Origin of the sequence: Tritonibacter litoralis (assembly GCF_009496005.1) — a bacterium.
GTDB classification, from domain to species: Bacteria; Pseudomonadota; Alphaproteobacteria; order Rhodobacterales; family Rhodobacteraceae; genus Epibacterium; species Epibacterium litoralis.
Map to the genome: position 1 here is coordinate 88,608 of NZ_WIBF01000001.1, position 16,285 is coordinate 104,892.

A 16,285-nucleotide genomic window follows, 5' to 3' on the forward strand; every position below is an offset into this window, starting at 1 on the left:
ACATCTAATCTGCACCGGACGTGGGTTGGTCGGCAGCAGCGGGCATTCGGGTCTCTATCGCTGCCCTTGTGCCTCTGAGCGAGCCCATGTAAATCAGGCAAAATGGCGAAATTAGACGAGGTCACGATGACAATCGCATTTGTGTTTCCGGGGCAGGGTGCCCAGACAATTGGCATGGGCCGCGCGCTTGCAGAGGCCTACCCGGCGGCCAAAGCTGTCTTTGATGAGGTGGACGCGGCACTGGGTGAAAGCCTGAGCCAGCTGATCTGGGACGGCGATATCGAGACGCTGACCCTGACCCAGAATGCACAACCTGCGCTGATGGCGACCTCATTGGCAGCGATGCGCGCGCTGGAAGCCGAAGGTGTCACCATCGACACGGCGTCTTTTGTGGCCGGGCATTCCCTTGGGGAATATTCCGCCTTGGCAGCGGCCGGTGCGATTTCGGTGGCCGACACCGCGCGCTTGTTGCGGACACGCGGCCAGGCAATGCAATCTGCGGTGCCAGTGGGTGAGGGCGCAATGGCTGCGATCCTGGGTCTGGACCTGGACGCCGTGCGCGCGGTTGCCGACGAAGCTGCCCAAGGCGACGTGTGCCAGGCGGCCAATGACAATGACCCGACGCAGGTGGTTGTATCCGGCACCAAGGCCGCGGTGGAACGCGCGGCTGAGATTGCCAAGGACAAGGGCGCAAAACGCGCCGTGATGCTGCCGGTGTCCGCGCCCTTCCACTGTGCGCTGATGCAGCCCGCCGCCGATGTGATGGCCGAAGCGCTGGCAGAGGTGGAGATCAAAGCGCCAGCCGTGCCGCTGATTGCCAATGTCCGCGCGGATGCCGTGACCGACCCGGCCGTGATCCGCGAATTGCTGGTGGAGCAGGTGACAGGGTCCGTGCGCTGGCGCGAAAGCGTGCAGGCGATGGCGGCCAAAGGCGTGACCGAGGTTTGGGAAATCGGCGCAGGCAAGGCTCTGTCGGGTATGATCCGCAAAATCGACCGTGCGCTGGTGTCAAAACAGGTCGGCACGCCGGAAAACGTCACCGCAGTGGCGGGCGCATAACTTAAGAGTTTAAAAGCGAGATGGCGGCACATACGGCCCCGTTTCGATCTGAGATAGAGGATATCACATGTTTGATCTGACAGGCAAAAACGCCCTGGTCACAGGCGCATCCGGTGGCATCGGTGGCGACATTGCGCGCGCCCTCCACGCAGCGGGTGCGACCGTTGCGCTTTCCGGCACCCGGCCAGACCCGCTGCACGCGCTGGCGGCGGAACTTGGCGATCGGGCCCACGTCCTGACCTGCAACCTGAGCGACGCCGAAGCCGTGGAAGCGCTGCCGAAACAAGCGGTTGAGGCGATGGGTTCGGTTGACATCCTGGTCAATAACGCGGGCATCACCCGCGACAACCTGTTCATGCGTATGAAGGATGAGGAATGGCAAAGCGTTCTCGACGTGAACCTCACCTCGACCATGCGTCTGTGTCGGGGTGTGCTGCGTGGCATGATGAAGGCGCGCTGGGGCCGCATCATCAACATCTCATCCGTTGTGGGCGCCACCGGCAATCCGGGCCAGGGCAACTATGCCGCGTCCAAGGCGGGCATGGTCGGCATGTCGAAATCTCTGGCCTATGAAGTGGCCAACCGCGGCATCACAGTCAACGCTGTGGCGCCGGGCTTTATTGCGACGGCTATGACCGACAAACTCAATGACAATCAGAAAGACGCCATCCTGACTCAGATCCCAGCGGGCCGTATGGGGGCAAGCAGCGAAATCGCCTCTGCGGTTCTGTATCTGGCGTCAAATGAGGCAGGTTACACCACCGGCACCACCTTGCACGTCAACGGCGGCATGGCGATGATTTAACATCCTGGGCGGGGTAACCCTTGTTTTTACCCCGCAGCTTGACCATTTTGACGCGAACGTGGCGTCGCCGGATCTGCAGCTGAATTAACGATGTGAAAACGTTTGCGTCGGCTGCAGTCTGTGTTATAGGGCGGCCCATATTCGCGCCTGTGACTGCATTTTTTATGTGGCACGGTGCACTTCTCCCATCCCGGGAGCCACCTGCCCAGATCGGGCGAATCTATGCCATCCCGATCGGGCTAAGGCAAAACCGGGCTCAGATGAGCCCTGAAAAACGAGGAAAAGACATGAGCGACGTCGCAGATCGCGTTAAAAAGATCGTTGTAGAGCACCTGGGTGTTGAAGAAGATAAAGTGACCGAGAACGCGTCCTTCATCGACGATCTGGGCGCAGACAGCCTGGACACCGTTGAGCTGGTTATGGCGTTCGAAGAAGAGTTCGGCATCGAAATCCCTGACGACGCGGCCGAAACCATCCAGACGTTTGGCGACGCAGTCAAATTTATCACCGAAGCTTCCTAAGCAAACGGTTCGAAAACGCATCCGTGTTTTCATGGCGCTGCCCCATCTGCGGGCGGCGCTTTTTTTATGCCTGATGTTCTCCATCCGTTGGGGCTGCAGGAAGGCGAATGGGCGGAAAGACGCGTGTTTTGTCCGCGACGGGATTTTACCCCATCAGGATTTCTGAATGTGATACCCTGTCGCGCAACAGATCAAAAACAATGAGTTTGGGGCAGGTCATCTGAGACGCGCAAAGGGGAGGGCGCAGACCATGATGATTTTTCCAACACTTCAAATCTTGAACGGGTCGTGCGTCTTATTGGAACAGGGATGCCTGGATGACCCGGTGATCTGGCACAGCGATCCGATGGCCTGCGTGCGAGATTTTGCAGCCTCTGGGGCGGAATGGATCCATATTTCCGACCTGAATGCGGTACAGGGGGATTACAGCCAGACCGATTTGATGGCGGATCTGGTGCGGGCGGCGCAGGTCCCGGTTCAACTGGCCGGAGGCATGCGCACACAGCAGCATATCGCAGATTGGATCGATCGCGGCGTTGGGCGCGTGGTCCTGTCGACCCTGGCCGCGCGCGATCCACGCCAGATCACCGAGCTCGCGGTGCATTTTCCAGAACAGATCGTGATCTCTGTAGATATCTGGCAGGGCAAGGTGATGACAGATGGCTGGCGCAACTCAGGATCCTGGGAACCACGGGCATTGATGCGGGCCTATGACGGGTTGGCGCTTGCCGGGTTTATTGTCACCGACATCGACAATGACATTCAGGCGGTCGAAGAGCCATTGGGTTTGATTTCAGGCCTTGCCGCAGCGGTGCGTACCCCGGTGATCGCCAGCGGCGTCGTACGCAGTCTGGATGACATCGCGCGGTTGAAGTATCTGCGCAATGTCTCGGGCGCTTTGGTGGGAACAGCCCTGATGCAACAGCATTTCGACCTTGCCAGCGCTTTGACCGTGGCAAGACCAGAGCCAGAGCGGGTTGCGGCTTTTCGTTGAAAAAATGCAGACCTGGATCTGGGCGCAACTTGATCTGGGAAAGTGTAGAACAATAAATGCGCGGGTTGCAGCAGGGGGTCCACAACCCGCGCGATAGCACCCTTGGAACCAAAACAGGGCGTTTTTATGGGTGGTCGCATACCCATTGACCTCAACTTAGAGGTGCAAAGCTTTCTCAAAGGTTAAAACAAAGGGGAATTTACGCGGGAATATCGATTCCGAGCCTCCGGCAGGAGTTTACCGTCAGGTTAACCGCCACTTGCACCTACCAACCATTCCAAGCTATTTGGGTCCGGTATTGCCGAGGCAAAGGAGAGCAAGGAATGCGTCGAGTAGTTGTGACAGGATTGGGTCTGGTAACTCCGCTGGCGAGCGGCGTCGAGGAATCATGGTCCCGTCTGTTGGAAGGTCAGTCCGGAGCCGGCCCGATCACGCTGTTTGATGCTGAGGCAAGCGGCGTGGCAACGACCTACGCCTGCGAAGTTCCGCGGGGCGATGGTTCTAACGGGACCTTCAACCCGGACGATTGGGTGATCAAGAAAGATCAGAAGAAGATCGACGACTTTATCCTCTATGGGATCGCAGCCGCCGAGATGGCGGTCCAGGACGCAGGCTGGACGCCGGAAGACGAAGAAAGCCGTCTGCGCACTGGCGTGATGATCGGCTCGGGCATTGGCGGCCTGTCGTCGATTGCCGACACTGCCGTGATGATCCAAGAAAAAGGCCCGCGCCGGGTGTCGCCTTTCTTTATTCCTGGCGCACTGATCAACCTGATCTCCGGTCAGGTTTCGATCCGGCATGGATTTAAAGGTCCAAACCACTCGGTTGTGACCGCCTGTTCCACTGGCGCGCATGCCATTGGCGATGCAGCCCGCATGATCCGCGCAGGTGACGCCGAGGTGATGATCGCCGGCGGTGCCGAGGCCGCAATCTGCGAGATCGGCATCGCGGGCTTTAATGCCTGCAAGGCGCTGTCGACGAAACGTGCGGATGACCCTAAATCTGCCAGCCGCCCCTATGATGCAGACCGCGACGGTTTTGTCATGGGCGAGGGCGCAGGCATTGTGGTTCTGGAAGACTATGACCATGCCAAGGCGCGCGGTGCCAAGATCTATGCCGAGGTGCTGGGCTATGGCATGTCCGGTGACGCTTATCACATCACCGCTCCGTCTGAGGATGGTGATGGTGCGGAACGCTCCATGAAGGTCGCATTGGCCAGCGCCAAAATGCAGCCCGAAGATCTGGACTATATCAACGCACACGGCACTTCGACCATGGCGGATGTCATCGAACTGGGCGCGGTGGAGCGCATGCTGGGCGATCACGCGGGCAATGTCACCATGTCGTCGACCAAATCGGCGACCGGCCACCTTCTGGGGGCCGCAGGCGCGATCGAGGCGATCTTCTCGATCCTGGCGATTCGCGATCAAGTTGCCCCGCCGACCATCAACCTGGACAACCCGGCCGTAGATACCCCAGTTGATCTGGCCCCCAACGCAAAACGCGAGCGCAAGATCGATGTCGCCCTGTCAAACTCCTTTGGCTTTGGCGGCACCAATGCCTCTGTGATCTTTGGGAAGTTCAAATAAATGTGGCGCAGCCTGGCCTCCAATATGCTGACCGTCCTTGCGGTGGCGCTGTTCCTTCTGGGCGGCGTCATCCTGTGGGGCCAGTCGCAATACACCTCTGACGGCCCGTTGGAGGCCGCCATCTGCCTGCGTGTGGAACGCGGCAGCAATATCACCCGTGTGAGCGAGAAACTGGAAGAAGAGGGCGCGGTCTCCTCGGCTCCGATCTTTCGCATTGGTGCGAAATATGCGGACAAGACCAGTCAGTTGAAGGCCGGCAGCTATCTGGTTCAACCCGGCACCTCGATGGAAGGGATCACGGATCAGATCACCCGTGGCGGTGCCTCGACTTGCGGGACCGAGGTTGTGTACCGCGTCGGCGTGACCCGCGTTCTGGCCGAGGTGCGCGAGCTGGATCCGGCCACCAACCGCTTTGTGGAGCGGGCTGAATTCCAGCCGGGCGTTGATGAAACACCCGTGGATTACACCCGCGTGCGCGGCGAAGGCGACACCCGGTATCGCATTGCGCTGGCCGAAGGTGTTACCAGCTGGCAGGTGGTTGAGGCGTTGAACGCCCTGGACGTTCTGGATGGCGCTGCAGGGGATCTGCCCGCCGAAGGGACGCTGGCCCCGGACAGCTATGAGGTGCGCCCCGGCACGCCTCGTGCTGAGGTTCTGGCCGATATGGTCACCCGTCAGCAGGAACGCGTCGCAGCCGCCTGGGCCACCCGCGCCCCGGATGCCGCCGTGACCACACCCGAAGAGATGCTGATCCTTGCCTCAATCATTGAAAAGGAAACCGGCGTCGCCTCGGAACGGCGACAGGTGGCTTCGGTCTTTACCAACCGTCTCAATCGCGGCATGCGCCTGCAAACGGACCCGACCGTTATTTATGGTGTGACAGAAGGCAAAGGGGTGCTGGGCCGTGGCTTGCGTCAAAGCGAACTGCGCCGCGCCACCCCATGGAACACCTATGTGATCGAGGGGCTGCCGCCGACCCCCATCGCCAACCCGGGACTTGCCTCGCTCGAAGCTGCGGTGAACCCGGACACCACCGACTTCATCTTCTTTGTCGCGGATGGCACTGGTGGCCACGCCTTTGCGGAGACTTTGGCCGAACACAACGCCAACGTTGCCAAATGGCGCGAGATCGAGGCCCAGCGTCAGAACAATTGATTTGTCATACGGTGTCCTGAAATCAAACCCCGCGTCCCACCGGCGCGGGGTTTTTCTTTTGTTGGTTCAACCTTGATGGTGTTTAGGGTTTTACTTCGCCAACGGCTTGCTGAGGTTCGGTTGAAGGTTCACGAAGTCTTCTGGCGCGTTTGGCTCCCACGGAAAATCCCCGGTGGCCGCTGGAAAAAACAGCTGTTGTTGTGGGAAATCCTCTCCGTTGTAGAACCATCTGCTCCAGTTGACGTAGCAAGGATAATGTCCTTTGGATACCGTTTTCAGGATGACGTCCCACTGGTCCAATACGCCCTCAAAGGGCTGATCTTCAGGGAAGGTCTGTTTGGCCTCATAGGCTTCAGCGAAAATCCAAAAGATCTGATGTGCACTTTCTGGCGGTAGTGAAAACAGGATCAATTCAGGCTGACCAAAGTGATGCCAAAATCCGGTTGTGTAGGAAAACCCTAGCAAATCAGCCTCTTCGGCCACATGGGTCGCGGCCCAACCGTATTCCCTGATATTGGTCACAAAGGTTTTTTCGGCCTCATCCAGCTCTTCGGGCTGTACATCGAGCATTGTCAGCAAATTATGATCTCCAATAGGTCGCGGTTAACGGTAAAGCGACATTTAAAACACGTCCATTGCCAAAGGGGACGTGACGCCGGATGCGAACCACTGGACCTTCGCCGCTTGACTGGGTATCGACACGCCACAGCCCTGACAGCCAGATGGAACCCCGCCCATGAGCAACCCAAAACGCATCGTCCTCTCCAGCGACCACGCCGCGATTGAGCTGCGCCAAGCCATTGCCAAACACGCCGAAAGCCTGGGCCATACGGTCACAGATATTGGCCCGAAAACCCCCGAAAGCACCCATTACCCAATCCACGGCAAAGCGGCCGCGGAACATGTGGCCGCCGGTGAGGCGGATCTGGGCATTATCCTGTGCGGCACAGGCCAAGGCATCATGATGGCCGCCAACAAAGTGCCCGGCATCCGCTGCGGGGTCTGCGCCGATCCGTTCTCGGCCAGGATGATCCGCGAGCACAACAACGCACAGATCCTGTCCATCGGCGCGCGTGTGGTTGGCGAAAGCCTGGCGATGGAAATCGTCGATGCCTTCCTAGGGGCCGAGTTTGAAGGCGGCCGCCACGCCACCCGTGTGGATATGATCGAAGGCTAAGCGCCCACAGCTCGCTGATTATTGAGGCTCTGCATGTTCTCCGCATGCGGGGTCTTTTTTGTTGGGCGATTTTGTTTGACCTGAAGCCGCTCCACCCCGTTACCGGTCAAAGCGTCAGCAATCCGCGGCCAGAATGCCGCGACAGGAAAGGACGCAATATGACAGATACTTTGAATAAAACCCGGCTGGAGCGGGGCAAACGCGCATTGGCCGAAATTGACGGCGAGGCAGGTCAGCGGGTGATCGATGCGCTGGCAGATATCGCACCGGATTTTGCCACCTATCTTTTTGAATTTCCCTTTGGCGATATCTACAGCCGTCCGGGGCTCAGCCACCGGGATCGGGAGCTGGCCACTATTGCGGCGCTGACGGCGATGGGCACCGCAGGACCTCAGCTGCGGATCCATATCGAGGCCGGATTGAACGTGGGCCTGACCCGCGAAGAGATTACCGAGACCCTGATGCAGATGGCGGTCTACGCCGGGTTTCCGGCGGCCCTGAACGGGTTGTTCATCGCCAAGGAGGTCTTTGCCGCGCACCCATCTGCCTGAGCTCTGTGCCCAATTCGCGCGGCTGACATATGGGCGCGCGCGGGCGCAGGCTTTGGCAAAACTTTCAATCCGGTGTCATCCACCTGTTACCCCAGCGTCATAGCCTGCATTCATTCGAATGAATGGTGAACTATGCTCAAAGAAAAATGGCGTCATGTGCGGGATGCAATTGCTCATGACATTTCAACCGGTGTTTTGCAACCAGGTGACCGCCTGCCCACGGAACCCGAATTGGTGGATAAATACGGGGCTGGGCGACACTCGGTCCGCCGTGCGGTGGCCGAGCTGGCCCGTGAAGGCTCCTTGAGTGTCGAACAGGGGCGCGGAACTTTTGTCGAGTCTGGCCCGCTACTGGAATATACCATCGGCAAACGCACTCGCTTGCGTCGCAATCTGCAGGGGCAGGGCGCAGAGGTTCAGATCGCGCGGGAGCTTTTGGGAGCCGAGATCGTACCGGCCCGCCGCCGTGTGGCCGAAGCGCTGAACCTGGTCGAAGGGGCACCTGTGGTCGAGAACCGCCGCATGTCCTTGGCCAATGGTCTGCCGATCAATTTCGGAACCTCCTATCACGATGCGGAACGTTTCCCGGATTTCACCAGCCGCAGCGATGTGCTGGGCTCGGTGACCGACACGTACAAGACCTATGGCATTGATGACTACCTGCGGGGCGAAACCACGCTGCACAGCCGGATTGCGCGCCCCCATGAGGCCAAGCAGCTGAAACAGCATCCGCATACGCCGGTTATGGTAGTGCGCGCGATTGACACTTTGGTGGATGGCACGCCGATCAGCTTCAAACAGGTGATCTGGTCCGCCGTGCGGGTGAAATTCACCATCGGGATCGAGGATTAGGCAATGGATGGAGCCACACCGCAATGGTCCCATGACGTGGTTCTGTCGGTGCTTGCCCGCAGCGCGTCAGATCAGATTAAAGCTTTTGCTGAAACCCTTTTGCCTTTGCTTGGGCCGCTTGAGGTTCTGCAAAGCCGCACCGGTCTGGTGATGTTGCCCATGCGCGACACGGCTCAGGGCACCGCGTTTCATCTAGGCGAGGTGCTGGTCAGCGAAGCCCATGTGAAATGTGGCGACCATCAGGGATATGGCATGCGCCGGGATCGCGATCTTGAGGCTGCGATGGCCATGGCGCTGGTGGATCTGGCGCTGGATGCAGGCATCGCAGTTGCGCAGTGCCAAGCGTTTCTGGCGGATCAGCAGGCGCGGCAACAGGCCGAGGATCACGAAACCCTATGTCGGATCGAAGCCACCCGTGTGGATATGGAGACCTTCTGATGCAGCCCATCCCAACGCCGGATGAGACCCGCGCCAATCAAAACTTTGCAGCACTTTTGGGCGCGCTCAGCCGCCCTGGACAGATCCACAGGCTGGCAGCACCAGGCGAAGCAGAAATCATCCAGGCGCTGATCGACCGGGAATGTCGAGTGTTCAGTGCGGACCCCGGCCTTGGGGCAATGCTGCGCCAGACCGGCGCGCTGATGGTGGAGCCGCAAGAGGCCGATCACCTGTTTCTGGGCGCGCTAAGCGATCTGGCCCTTCTGAATCTGCTGTCGCTTGGCAGCGATCTTTACCCCGATGACGGCGCAACTGTGGTGATACAGGCGGGTCTGTCCCAGAGCCAGGCCCAGACTCTGCGGCTCAGCGGGCCCGGCATTGAAACCACGTTGGATGTCACAATCACGGGACTGCCCAATGAGTTCTGGTCCGCACGGCGCGACCTGATCCGGTATCCGATGGGGTTTGATCTATTTCTGCTGGACGGTGCGGATGTGATGGGCATCCCGCGCTCCACAATGGTTGAGGTGTTCTGATGGCCTATGTTGCGACACGGGGCGGCGAACGCGCCATTGATCAGGCGGAACGGTTGTTTCGCGCCGAAATGGGCGAGATCGACGCAGCCCGTGTGGAAGAAATCCGCCGTGCCATGCCTTATCTGGTGGACCGGGTCATGGGCGAAGCCTCGCTTTATGACCCTGACATTGCCGCGCTGGCGCTGGCGCAGACTGGTGGCGAGCTTTATGAGGCGGTGTTGCTGTTGCGCGCCTGGCGAACCACACAGCCGCGTTTGCAAGTGGCCGAGCCTGTTGCACAAGAGGATCTGGTGACCCATCGCCGGATTTCAGCCGCGTTCAAGGATATTCCGGGCGGGCAGGTTCTGGGGCCGACCTTGGATTACGCCCACCGATTACTGGCCACTGAAGTTCTGACCGGCACACCCTATACCCCCGCCGCTGTGGAGCCTGCGGAAACGCCCGCACCGGCCAAACAGCCCTCGGTCGCGCATTGGCAGGCGGCCAATGATCTGGTGGACCTGCCAGAACCGGATACAACCGCGCCCGAAGACATTCCCGACATCACCCGCGAGCCGCTGCTGTTTCCGGCCAAACGCGCCCATTCCCTGCAAAGCCTCGCACGGGCTGAAACCGGCAGCACGCTCGCTTTGGGCTATGCGGCCATGCGCGGCTATGGGAAGGCGCATCCCACCGTCAACGAACTGCGCCTGGCCGAGGCGGAGGTGATGGTCAAACACCCCAAAGGCACCGTGTTTTCGGCAGGGCGGGTAAAGGTGTCGCAGGCCGAGGTGGTGTCGAAATCCGGTGACAAGCTGCAGCTTGGTTTTGCTGCGACACTGGGGTGGAACGAGGTGAAATGCATCGCGGCTGCTACGCTGGATCTGAACAGTGCTGGCGCTGAAAAAGGGTCAGCGACCGAGGAGGAGTTCTACCTCTATCACACCGAAGGGGTCGAAAGCTCAGGCTTCTGCATCCACTTCAAACTGCCGCATTACGTGACCTTTCAGTCATCGCTTGATGCGATGCGTGATGCCAATTCCAAAAACGCCAATTCCAAGCAAGAGGAGCCAGCCACATGAGCCTGTCCTCACTCACCAAACCCTGGGAGCCGATGAGCTATGGGTTTCTGGATCCATCGGCCAAACGCGAGTTGCGCCGCAAGATGCTCAAGGCGGTGGCGGTGCCCGGATGCCAGATGCCCTATGCCAGTCGTGAGGTGCCGATGGCGCGGGGCTGGGGCACGGGCGGCTTGCAGGTATCGCTGACGCTGATCAACCCGAAAACGCGGGTCAAGGTCATCGATCAAGGGGCCGATGACAGCGTCAATGCCGCCTCGATCCGGCGGTTTCTGGCCCGTGTGTCCGGCGCGCCCACCACGCTTGATACGCTGGACGCCGATCTGATCCAGTCCCGCCACCGCATCCCCGAGGAAAAGCTGCGCGCCGATCAGATCTTGGTCCTGCAGGTGCCCAACCCGGAACCCCTGCGCCCCGTTGAACCCAATATGTCCATCGCCCGCCAGATGCACGGTGATGCGGATTACGGGCGCATGTGGCTGCAGCTTTATGAACAGATTGTGCGGTCCGGTCGGGTGATGCAAGGGGCCAGCTACCCCTCGATGGTCAATGGCCGCCACGTGATGACACCATCGCCCATTCCCCGCTGGGATGTGCCGAAACTTCATATGGCCAAACATCTGACCATCCTGTCAGCCGGGCGGGAAAAGCGTATCTTTGCAGTGCCGCCCTTTACCCGCGTCGAACCGCTGGTCTTTGACGATGTGCCGTATCGTGTCGAAGAGCACGGGCAGCTGACCTGTTACCGCTCTGGGGCAGAGGGGTTTTTCATGAACGAAATCCCGCAACCCGATGGCAGCGCGCTGCATGAAATCTCGGACAGTGAATATGGTGTCAAACACATCCGCACCGCACAGGGTGAACCGGATGCGAGGGGCGAGACCTGGTATCAGAACGGCCAGATGGAGGACACCCCATGACGCTGGCTCAAAACGCGCCACAGCTGGTGACGGCGCAGCCTCTGTTGCAGATCCGGGGCGTCAACAAAACCTATGGTCCGGTGACCGCCGTTCAGGACGTCTCGGCCACCGTCTATGCCGGTGAGGTTCTTGGCATTGTCGGCGAAAGCGGGTCCGGCAAATCCACGCTATTGCGGATGATGAACCTGGAGGAGATCCCGGACAACGGAACCTATACGCTGGATCTGCCCGAGGTCACCGGCAATCTGTTTGATCTGGACCGGTTTGAACGCCGGATGCTTTGTGCCAAACGGATTGGCATTGTCTATCAGAACCCGCATCTGGGGCTGCTGATGGGCCATTCCAGTTCCGGCAATGTGGCCGAACGTTTGCTGGTCGCAGGTGAGCGCCGCTTTGCCACCCTGCGGGCCAAGGCCATGGACGCGCTGGCTGCATCTGAATTTCCGCTGGACCGGCTGGACGCACCGCCGCGCGAGCTTTCGGGCGGGATGCAGCAGCGGGTCCAACTGGCCAAGGCGATCGCGCTGGAGCCCGCGCTGCTGCTGCTGGATGAGCCGACCACCGGATTGGACGTCAGCGTGCAGGCTTTGGTGCTGGATACGCTTAAACGTTTGCAACAAGAGCGGCAGATCACCATGGTTCTGGTCTCCCACGACCTCGGCGTCATCCGCACTCTGGCCGACCGCGTTATGGTCATGCGCCGGGGGCAGGTGGTTGAAGCCGGCCTGGTGGACCAGATTTTCCAGGATCCGCAACACCCCTATACGCAACAATTGGTGCACGCAAAGCTATGAGTGTCGTTCTTGAGGTCCAAAGCCTGTCCAAAGGCTTCACCATGCATCATCTGGACAGCCAGTTTGCGGCATTTTCGGATGTGTCCTTTGACCTGCGCGCAGGTGAGTTCCTTCTGCTCAAAGGGAAAAACGGCGCGGGAAAATCCACCTTGCTGCGCACGCTTTATCGCACCTATCTGGCCCAATCCGGTCAGGCGCTGTTTCATTCACACCACGGCGTGATTGATCTGTTGCGCGCGGCGGATGTGGATCTGGCGCTCTTGCGGCGCACTGAAATTGGCTTTGTCACCCAGTTCCTGACCGCGCGCCCGCGTGTCTCGGCCGAGGCGTTGGTGGCCGAACCCTTGCGATTGGCCGGGCGCTCGGCTCAGGACGCATTGGACGAAGCCCGCCACTGGCTGGCCGCCTTTGGGGTCAAGGAAAGCCTGTGGCGCGCCTATCCCACCACATTTTCCGGCGGCGAACAGCAAAAGGTCAACCTGGCCCGTGCGCTGATCCTGCCGCAGAAACTGCTCTTGCTGGATGAGCCCACCGCTTCGCTGGACGTCGGAGCGCGCGCGGCCTTGGTGGCGCGGCTGGCCGAGCTGAAATCAAATGGCACCGCGATGATTGGTGTCTTTCACCACCCCGATGATGTGGCCGATCTGATCGACCGCGTGATCGACCTGACCCCTGAAACCTCTCAGATCGAGGAACGCCAAGATGTGGTTGTCTGATGTCTCTCTTGTCCTGCCCGACCGGGTGATCCCCCGTGGCGCGCTGGCGATTGAAAACGGTGTGATTGCGGAGATCCGCGACCAGCCGGTGGCCGACGGGATCGCCTGTCACGGCGCTTTGGTGATGCCCGGCTTTATCGACATGCATGGCGACATGATCGAGGTGGAGCTGGAACCCCGCCCCGGTGTCGATTTCCCGATGGAAGTCGCGCTGCCCCATTTGGACACCCGTCTGGCCGCAGCCGGGGTGACAACGGCCTATGCCTCCGTCAGCTTTTCGCGCGGGGCCGCCTTTGGTGAGCGACGCTCGTTTGAACACACCAGCGGCACAATCCGTGACCTCCACGCGTTGCGCGACACCTGCAGCATCGACCACCGCATCCACGCGCGATTTGATATCACCTTTGACAACGCGGTTGAGGTGCTGGCCGATCTGATCCGCGATGGTCAGGTTGACCTGGTTTCAGTCATGGATCACACGCCGGGGCAGGGGCAATACCGCGATGTGGAACGCTACATCCGCAATATCGCCAAAAACGAGGGCCTGTCCGAGGTTGACGCTCGCCAGCGCGTCACCACCCGCATCGCCCAGGGCTCACGGCCCCAAGAGGTCATTCTGGCCAATCTGCAGGCAGTGTCGGATCTGTGCCGTCAAAACGGCGTGGCGCTGGCCAGCCATGACGATGACACGCGGGACAAGACCAATCTGATGGCCGACATTGGCGCGGTCATCAGCGAGTTCCCGGTGACCTTTGAGGCCGCCGAGGTTGCAACCAGCCGGGGCATGTTGACGGCAATGGGCGCCCCCAATGCGATGCGCGGCAAAAGCTATTCCGGCAATCTCTCGGCGCGAGAAGCCCATGCCAAGGGGCTGTTGCATATTCTGGCCGCAGATTACCACCCGGCGGCCATGCTGGCTGCGGTGATGGCGCTGTCCGAAACAGATCCCAAAGGTCTGGCAGGGGCTGTGGCACTGATTTCGTCCAACCCGGCGCGGGCGCTTGGGCTGACGGATCGGGGCCAAATTGCGGTGGGTCTGCGGGCCGATATCGCCGTGGTGCAGCGCCAGCCGTTTGCCCGCGTCATCGCCACCTTTTGCGCGGGTCGTCTGGTCCATACCACAGGCCAGCTGCCACAGGTTCAACAGGCTGCCGTGGCGGCGGCCAAGTAACGGGCGTGTTACCGGACTGTTGCAAAAGCATCGCCGGATCGTCACGCACCTGTCGGCGCTGCGTCATCTGAGGCGCGTATCTCTCGGCTAAACATTCGAATGAATCGATTGGGAGCCACCGAGATGACCTCAGCCCTGACTTTGACAAATGTCTCCCGCCAGTTTGGCGAGACCTACGCCGTCGACAATGTCTCGCTCTCGATTGAGCCGGGCCAGTTTGTCGGCGTGATTGGCCGATCCGGCGCCGGTAAATCCACCATGCTGCGTCTTTTGAACCGTTTGATCGACCCCACTTCGGGGTCGATTTCGTTTGGAGAGACCGAAGTCACCGCGCTTAAAGGTAAGGCGCTGCGCCAATGGCGGCGTGATTGCGCGATGATCTTTCAACAGTTCAACCTGGTTGACCGTCTGGATGTTCTGACCAATGTCCTGATCGGGCGTCTGGCGGAACACAGTTTCTTGTCGTCTATGGCGATGCAATTCACCGATGAAGAACGCGCCATGGCCATTCGCGCGCTGGACCGTTTGGATCTGGTGCCACAGGCTCTGCAGCGCGCAGGCACCCTGTCCGGGGGGCAGCAACAGCGCGTCGCCATTGCCAAGGCCCTGGTGCAACAGCCGCGCATCATGCTTGCGGATGAACCCATCGCCTCGCTCGATCCCGCCAATGCCACATTGGTGATGGATGGGTTGAAAACCATCAACCGCGAAGACGGCATCACTGTTCTGGTGAACCTGCACACGCTCGACACAGCCCGCGCCTATTGCGACCGCATTATCGCCATGCGTCAGGGCCGCGTCTTTTTTGACGGCACCGCGGCGCAGCTGACCGATGATGTGGTGCGCGACATCTACGGCATCGAAGGTCTGCGCGATTTCAACGCCGCCGTGACCTCCACCGCCGTGCGCAGCGCCGTTCCTGCTTAACGATTACCGACTAAACGCGAACAGGGAGAGTTCCACATGCGTTTCATCACTGCAGCCGCTCTTGCGGCCCTCGTTGCAACCCCGGCACTGGCTGAAGGTTGGAAAGACCAATATCAGGTTCTGAAATTCGGCGTTCTGTCGGGCGAGAACGAAAAAGACCGCATCGCGCGTTACACCCCGCTGGAAGAGTTCCTGGAAAATGAACTGGGCATCCAAGTCGAGATCTTCACCGCTGGCAACTATGACGGTGTGATCCAGGCTCTCGCAGCGGATCAGATCGAAATCGCGCGTCTGGGTTCCTCGTCTTATGCGGCGGCGTATACGGCCACAGACGGCGGTGTGGTCCCAACCCTGACCGACGTCAAAAAAGACGGCACCACCGGCTATTACTCCATCGTTGTGACCCGTTGCGACAGCGGCATCAAATCGCTGGAAGATGCCAAGGGCAAGGTTCACGCCTTTGCCGACCCTGACTCCACTTCCGGCTATGCGGTTCCTTACTGGAACATGGTCAACAAAGAAGGGTTCAAGCCAGAAGAGCATTTTGGCACCGTAACCTTTGGCGGCAGCCACGAGGCAGACGTGCAAGGCGTGTACAACGGCACCTTTGACACCGCGTCGACCTATCAGAACAACGAAGTCAACGGCATCTATCAGCGTATGGAAGCCAAAGGCATGATCGAGCCGGGCCAAATCTGCAAGATCTGGCAAAGCCCTGAAATCACCACCGGTCCCTGGACCTTCCGCAAGAACCTGCCAGAAGGCATGATCGAAGACGTGACCGTTGCGTTGGAAAAATTCGCGGCCGAGGATGAGGAAGGCTTCAAGCTCTATTCCTCTTTTGACCCCGAAGACGAAAACCCAAAGGTTGGCTTCCAGCGTGTTGACGCAGAGCGTTACCAGTGGATCGTCGACATGCGCGCCTGGATCAAGGAACAGCGCCGCGCGGGTTCCTAAGCCCCCACGCAAACCTCAAAAAGGGCGCGCCTGCCGCGCCCTTTCTTTTGTGTCCAACGACCCCA

Annotated in this window: 19 protein-coding genes; 18 read left to right on the forward strand and 1 reads right to left on the reverse strand. The window is 59.8% G+C overall.

Annotated elements, in window-relative coordinates; all coding sequences use genetic code 11:
• Positions 1-126 precede the first annotated feature (126 nt).
• The 6 genes from fabD (at position 127) to mltG (ending at position 6,123) form a co-directional block, all read left to right on the forward strand.
• Entirely contained in the window at positions 127-1,059 is a 933-nt protein-coding gene (gene fabD / locus GFB49_RS00445; RefSeq protein WP_153214514.1) for an ACP S-malonyltransferase, read from the forward strand.
• A gap of 67 nt (positions 1,060-1,126) precedes the next feature.
• A complete protein-coding gene (fabG, locus tag GFB49_RS00450) occupies positions 1,127-1,864 on the forward strand; it encodes a 3-oxoacyl-[acyl-carrier-protein] reductase (RefSeq protein WP_153213842.1) in 738 nt (245 codons plus the stop codon).
• Positions 1,865-2,151: 287 nt separating this feature from the next.
• Positions 2,152-2,385: an acyl carrier protein gene (locus tag GFB49_RS00455; protein WP_028091986.1), complete on the forward strand. Its 234-nt coding sequence runs from the start codon at positions 2,152-2,154 to the stop codon at positions 2,383-2,385.
• A 250-nt stretch (positions 2,386-2,635) separates the two neighbouring features.
• The gene (locus GFB49_RS00460; protein ID WP_153213843.1) at positions 2,636-3,379 is read left to right on the forward strand and encodes a 1-(5-phosphoribosyl)-5-[(5-phosphoribosylamino)methylideneamino]imidazole-4-carboxamide isomerase; all 744 of its coding nucleotides are present in this window, start codon (positions 2,636-2,638) and stop codon (positions 3,377-3,379) included.
• 323 nt (positions 3,380-3,702) lie between these two features.
• Entirely contained in the window at positions 3,703-4,968 is a 1,266-nt protein-coding gene (gene fabF / locus GFB49_RS00465) for a beta-ketoacyl-ACP synthase II (protein WP_153213844.1), read from the forward strand.
• A complete protein-coding gene (gene mltG, locus GFB49_RS00470; RefSeq protein WP_153213845.1) occupies positions 4,969-6,123 on the forward strand; it encodes an endolytic transglycosylase MltG in 1,155 nt (384 codons plus the stop codon). It begins immediately after the preceding gene.
• Positions 6,124-6,213: 90 nt separating this feature from the next.
• On the opposite strand, the gene GFB49_RS00475 is transcribed toward mltG, so the two are convergent.
• Positions 6,214-6,693, reverse strand: a complete 480-nt coding sequence (locus tag GFB49_RS00475) for a DUF4262 domain-containing protein (RefSeq protein ID WP_153213846.1) — start codon at positions 6,691-6,693, stop codon at positions 6,214-6,216.
• A 166-nt stretch (positions 6,694-6,859) separates the two neighbouring features.
• Between GFB49_RS00475 and rpiB the strand changes: the two genes are divergently transcribed.
• The 12 genes from rpiB (at position 6,860) to phnD (ending at position 16,220) form a co-directional block, all read left to right on the forward strand.
• Positions 6,860-7,300, forward strand: coding sequence for a ribose 5-phosphate isomerase B (rpiB, locus tag GFB49_RS00480; protein ID WP_153213847.1), 441 nt, complete (start codon positions 6,860-6,862; stop codon positions 7,298-7,300).
• A 158-nt stretch (positions 7,301-7,458) separates the two neighbouring features.
• Complete coding sequence (locus GFB49_RS00485; protein WP_153213848.1) at positions 7,459-7,851, forward strand: carboxymuconolactone decarboxylase family protein; 393 nt, start codon at positions 7,459-7,461, stop codon at positions 7,849-7,851.
• 132 nt (positions 7,852-7,983) lie between these two features.
• The gene (gene phnF / locus GFB49_RS00490) at positions 7,984-8,703 is read left to right on the forward strand and encodes a phosphonate metabolism transcriptional regulator PhnF (protein ID WP_153213849.1); all 720 of its coding nucleotides are present in this window, start codon (positions 7,984-7,986) and stop codon (positions 8,701-8,703) included.
• 3 nt (positions 8,704-8,706) lie between these two features.
• Entirely contained in the window at positions 8,707-9,141 is a 435-nt protein-coding gene (locus tag GFB49_RS00495) for a phosphonate C-P lyase system protein PhnG (RefSeq protein WP_153213850.1), read from the forward strand.
• The gene (phnH, locus tag GFB49_RS00500) at positions 9,141-9,677 is read left to right on the forward strand and encodes a phosphonate C-P lyase system protein PhnH (protein WP_153213851.1); all 537 of its coding nucleotides are present in this window, start codon (positions 9,141-9,143) and stop codon (positions 9,675-9,677) included. The genes GFB49_RS00495 and phnH overlap by 1 nt, the downstream gene beginning before the upstream one ends.
• The gene (locus GFB49_RS00505; RefSeq protein WP_153213852.1) at positions 9,677-10,738 is read left to right on the forward strand and encodes a carbon-phosphorus lyase complex subunit PhnI; all 1,062 of its coding nucleotides are present in this window, start codon (positions 9,677-9,679) and stop codon (positions 10,736-10,738) included. The genes phnH and GFB49_RS00505 overlap by 1 nt, the downstream gene beginning before the upstream one ends.
• Positions 10,735-11,655 (forward strand): alpha-D-ribose 1-methylphosphonate 5-phosphate C-P-lyase PhnJ, encoded by a 921-nt coding sequence (locus tag GFB49_RS00510; RefSeq protein ID WP_153213853.1) that lies wholly within the window; start codon positions 10,735-10,737, stop codon positions 11,653-11,655. The genes GFB49_RS00505 and GFB49_RS00510 overlap by 4 nt, the downstream gene beginning before the upstream one ends.
• Positions 11,652-12,449, forward strand: coding sequence for an ATP-binding cassette domain-containing protein (locus GFB49_RS00515; RefSeq protein ID WP_153213854.1), 798 nt, complete (start codon positions 11,652-11,654; stop codon positions 12,447-12,449). Before GFB49_RS00510 ends, GFB49_RS00515 begins: the two co-directional genes overlap by 4 nt.
• On the forward strand, positions 12,446-13,165 hold the full coding sequence (locus tag GFB49_RS00520; RefSeq protein WP_153213855.1) for a phosphonate C-P lyase system protein PhnL: 720 nt from the start codon (positions 12,446-12,448) through the stop codon (positions 13,163-13,165). The genes GFB49_RS00515 and GFB49_RS00520 overlap by 4 nt, the downstream gene beginning before the upstream one ends.
• A complete protein-coding gene (locus GFB49_RS00525; protein ID WP_153213856.1) occupies positions 13,152-14,336 on the forward strand; it encodes an alpha-D-ribose 1-methylphosphonate 5-triphosphate diphosphatase in 1,185 nt (394 codons plus the stop codon). The genes GFB49_RS00520 and GFB49_RS00525 overlap by 14 nt, the downstream gene beginning before the upstream one ends.
• A gap of 123 nt (positions 14,337-14,459) precedes the next feature.
• Entirely contained in the window at positions 14,460-15,263 is an 804-nt protein-coding gene (phnC, locus tag GFB49_RS00530) for a phosphonate ABC transporter ATP-binding protein (RefSeq protein WP_153214515.1), read from the forward strand.
• Between the two features lie 36 nt (positions 15,264-15,299).
• Positions 15,300-16,220 carry a phosphonate ABC transporter substrate-binding protein gene (gene phnD / locus GFB49_RS00535; protein ID WP_153213857.1) on the forward strand — a complete coding sequence of 307 codons (921 nt, stop codon included), beginning with the start codon at positions 15,300-15,302 and terminating at the stop codon, positions 16,218-16,220.
• Positions 16,221-16,285 lie beyond the last annotated feature (65 nt).

Bases quoted from the DNA above. Each gene is read 5' to 3' on its own strand.
- GFB49_RS00485 (WP_153213848.1), top strand. From the start codon at position 7,459: ATGACAGATACTTTGAATAAAACCCGGCTGGAGCGGGGCAAACGCGCA.
- fabF (WP_153213844.1), top strand. From the start codon at position 3,703: ATGCGTCGAGTAGTTGTGACAGGATTGGGTCTGGTAACTCCGCTGGCG.
- GFB49_RS00495 (WP_153213850.1), top strand. From the start codon at position 8,707: ATGGATGGAGCCACACCGCAATGGTCCCATGACGTGGTTCTGTCGGTG.
- GFB49_RS00475 (WP_153213846.1), bottom strand. From the start codon at position 6,693: ATGCTCGATGTACAGCCCGAAGAGCTGGATGAGGCCGAAAAAACCTTT.
- mltG (WP_153213845.1), top strand. From the start codon at position 4,969: ATGTGGCGCAGCCTGGCCTCCAATATGCTGACCGTCCTTGCGGTGGCG.
- GFB49_RS00460 (WP_153213843.1), top strand. From the start codon at position 2,636: ATGATGATTTTTCCAACACTTCAAATCTTGAACGGGTCGTGCGTCTTA.
- phnF (WP_153213849.1), top strand. From the start codon at position 7,984: ATGCTCAAAGAAAAATGGCGTCATGTGCGGGATGCAATTGCTCATGAC.
- GFB49_RS00505 (WP_153213852.1), top strand. From the start codon at position 9,677: ATGGCCTATGTTGCGACACGGGGCGGCGAACGCGCCATTGATCAGGCG.
- fabD (WP_153214514.1), top strand. From the start codon at position 127: ATGACAATCGCATTTGTGTTTCCGGGGCAGGGTGCCCAGACAATTGGC.
- fabG (WP_153213842.1), top strand. From the start codon at position 1,127: ATGTTTGATCTGACAGGCAAAAACGCCCTGGTCACAGGCGCATCCGGT.
- GFB49_RS00455 (WP_028091986.1), top strand. From the start codon at position 2,152: ATGAGCGACGTCGCAGATCGCGTTAAAAAGATCGTTGTAGAGCACCTG.
- phnC (WP_153214515.1), top strand. From the start codon at position 14,460: ATGACCTCAGCCCTGACTTTGACAAATGTCTCCCGCCAGTTTGGCGAG.
- GFB49_RS00515 (WP_153213854.1), top strand. From the start codon at position 11,652: ATGACGCTGGCTCAAAACGCGCCACAGCTGGTGACGGCGCAGCCTCTG.
- phnD (WP_153213857.1), top strand. From the start codon at position 15,300: ATGCGTTTCATCACTGCAGCCGCTCTTGCGGCCCTCGTTGCAACCCCG.
- GFB49_RS00510 (WP_153213853.1), top strand. From the start codon at position 10,735: ATGAGCCTGTCCTCACTCACCAAACCCTGGGAGCCGATGAGCTATGGG.
- GFB49_RS00525 (WP_153213856.1), top strand. From the start codon at position 13,152: ATGTGGTTGTCTGATGTCTCTCTTGTCCTGCCCGACCGGGTGATCCCC.
- rpiB (WP_153213847.1), top strand. From the start codon at position 6,860: ATGAGCAACCCAAAACGCATCGTCCTCTCCAGCGACCACGCCGCGATT.
- GFB49_RS00520 (WP_153213855.1), top strand. From the start codon at position 12,446: ATGAGTGTCGTTCTTGAGGTCCAAAGCCTGTCCAAAGGCTTCACCATG.
- phnH (WP_153213851.1), top strand. From the start codon at position 9,141: ATGCAGCCCATCCCAACGCCGGATGAGACCCGCGCCAATCAAAACTTT.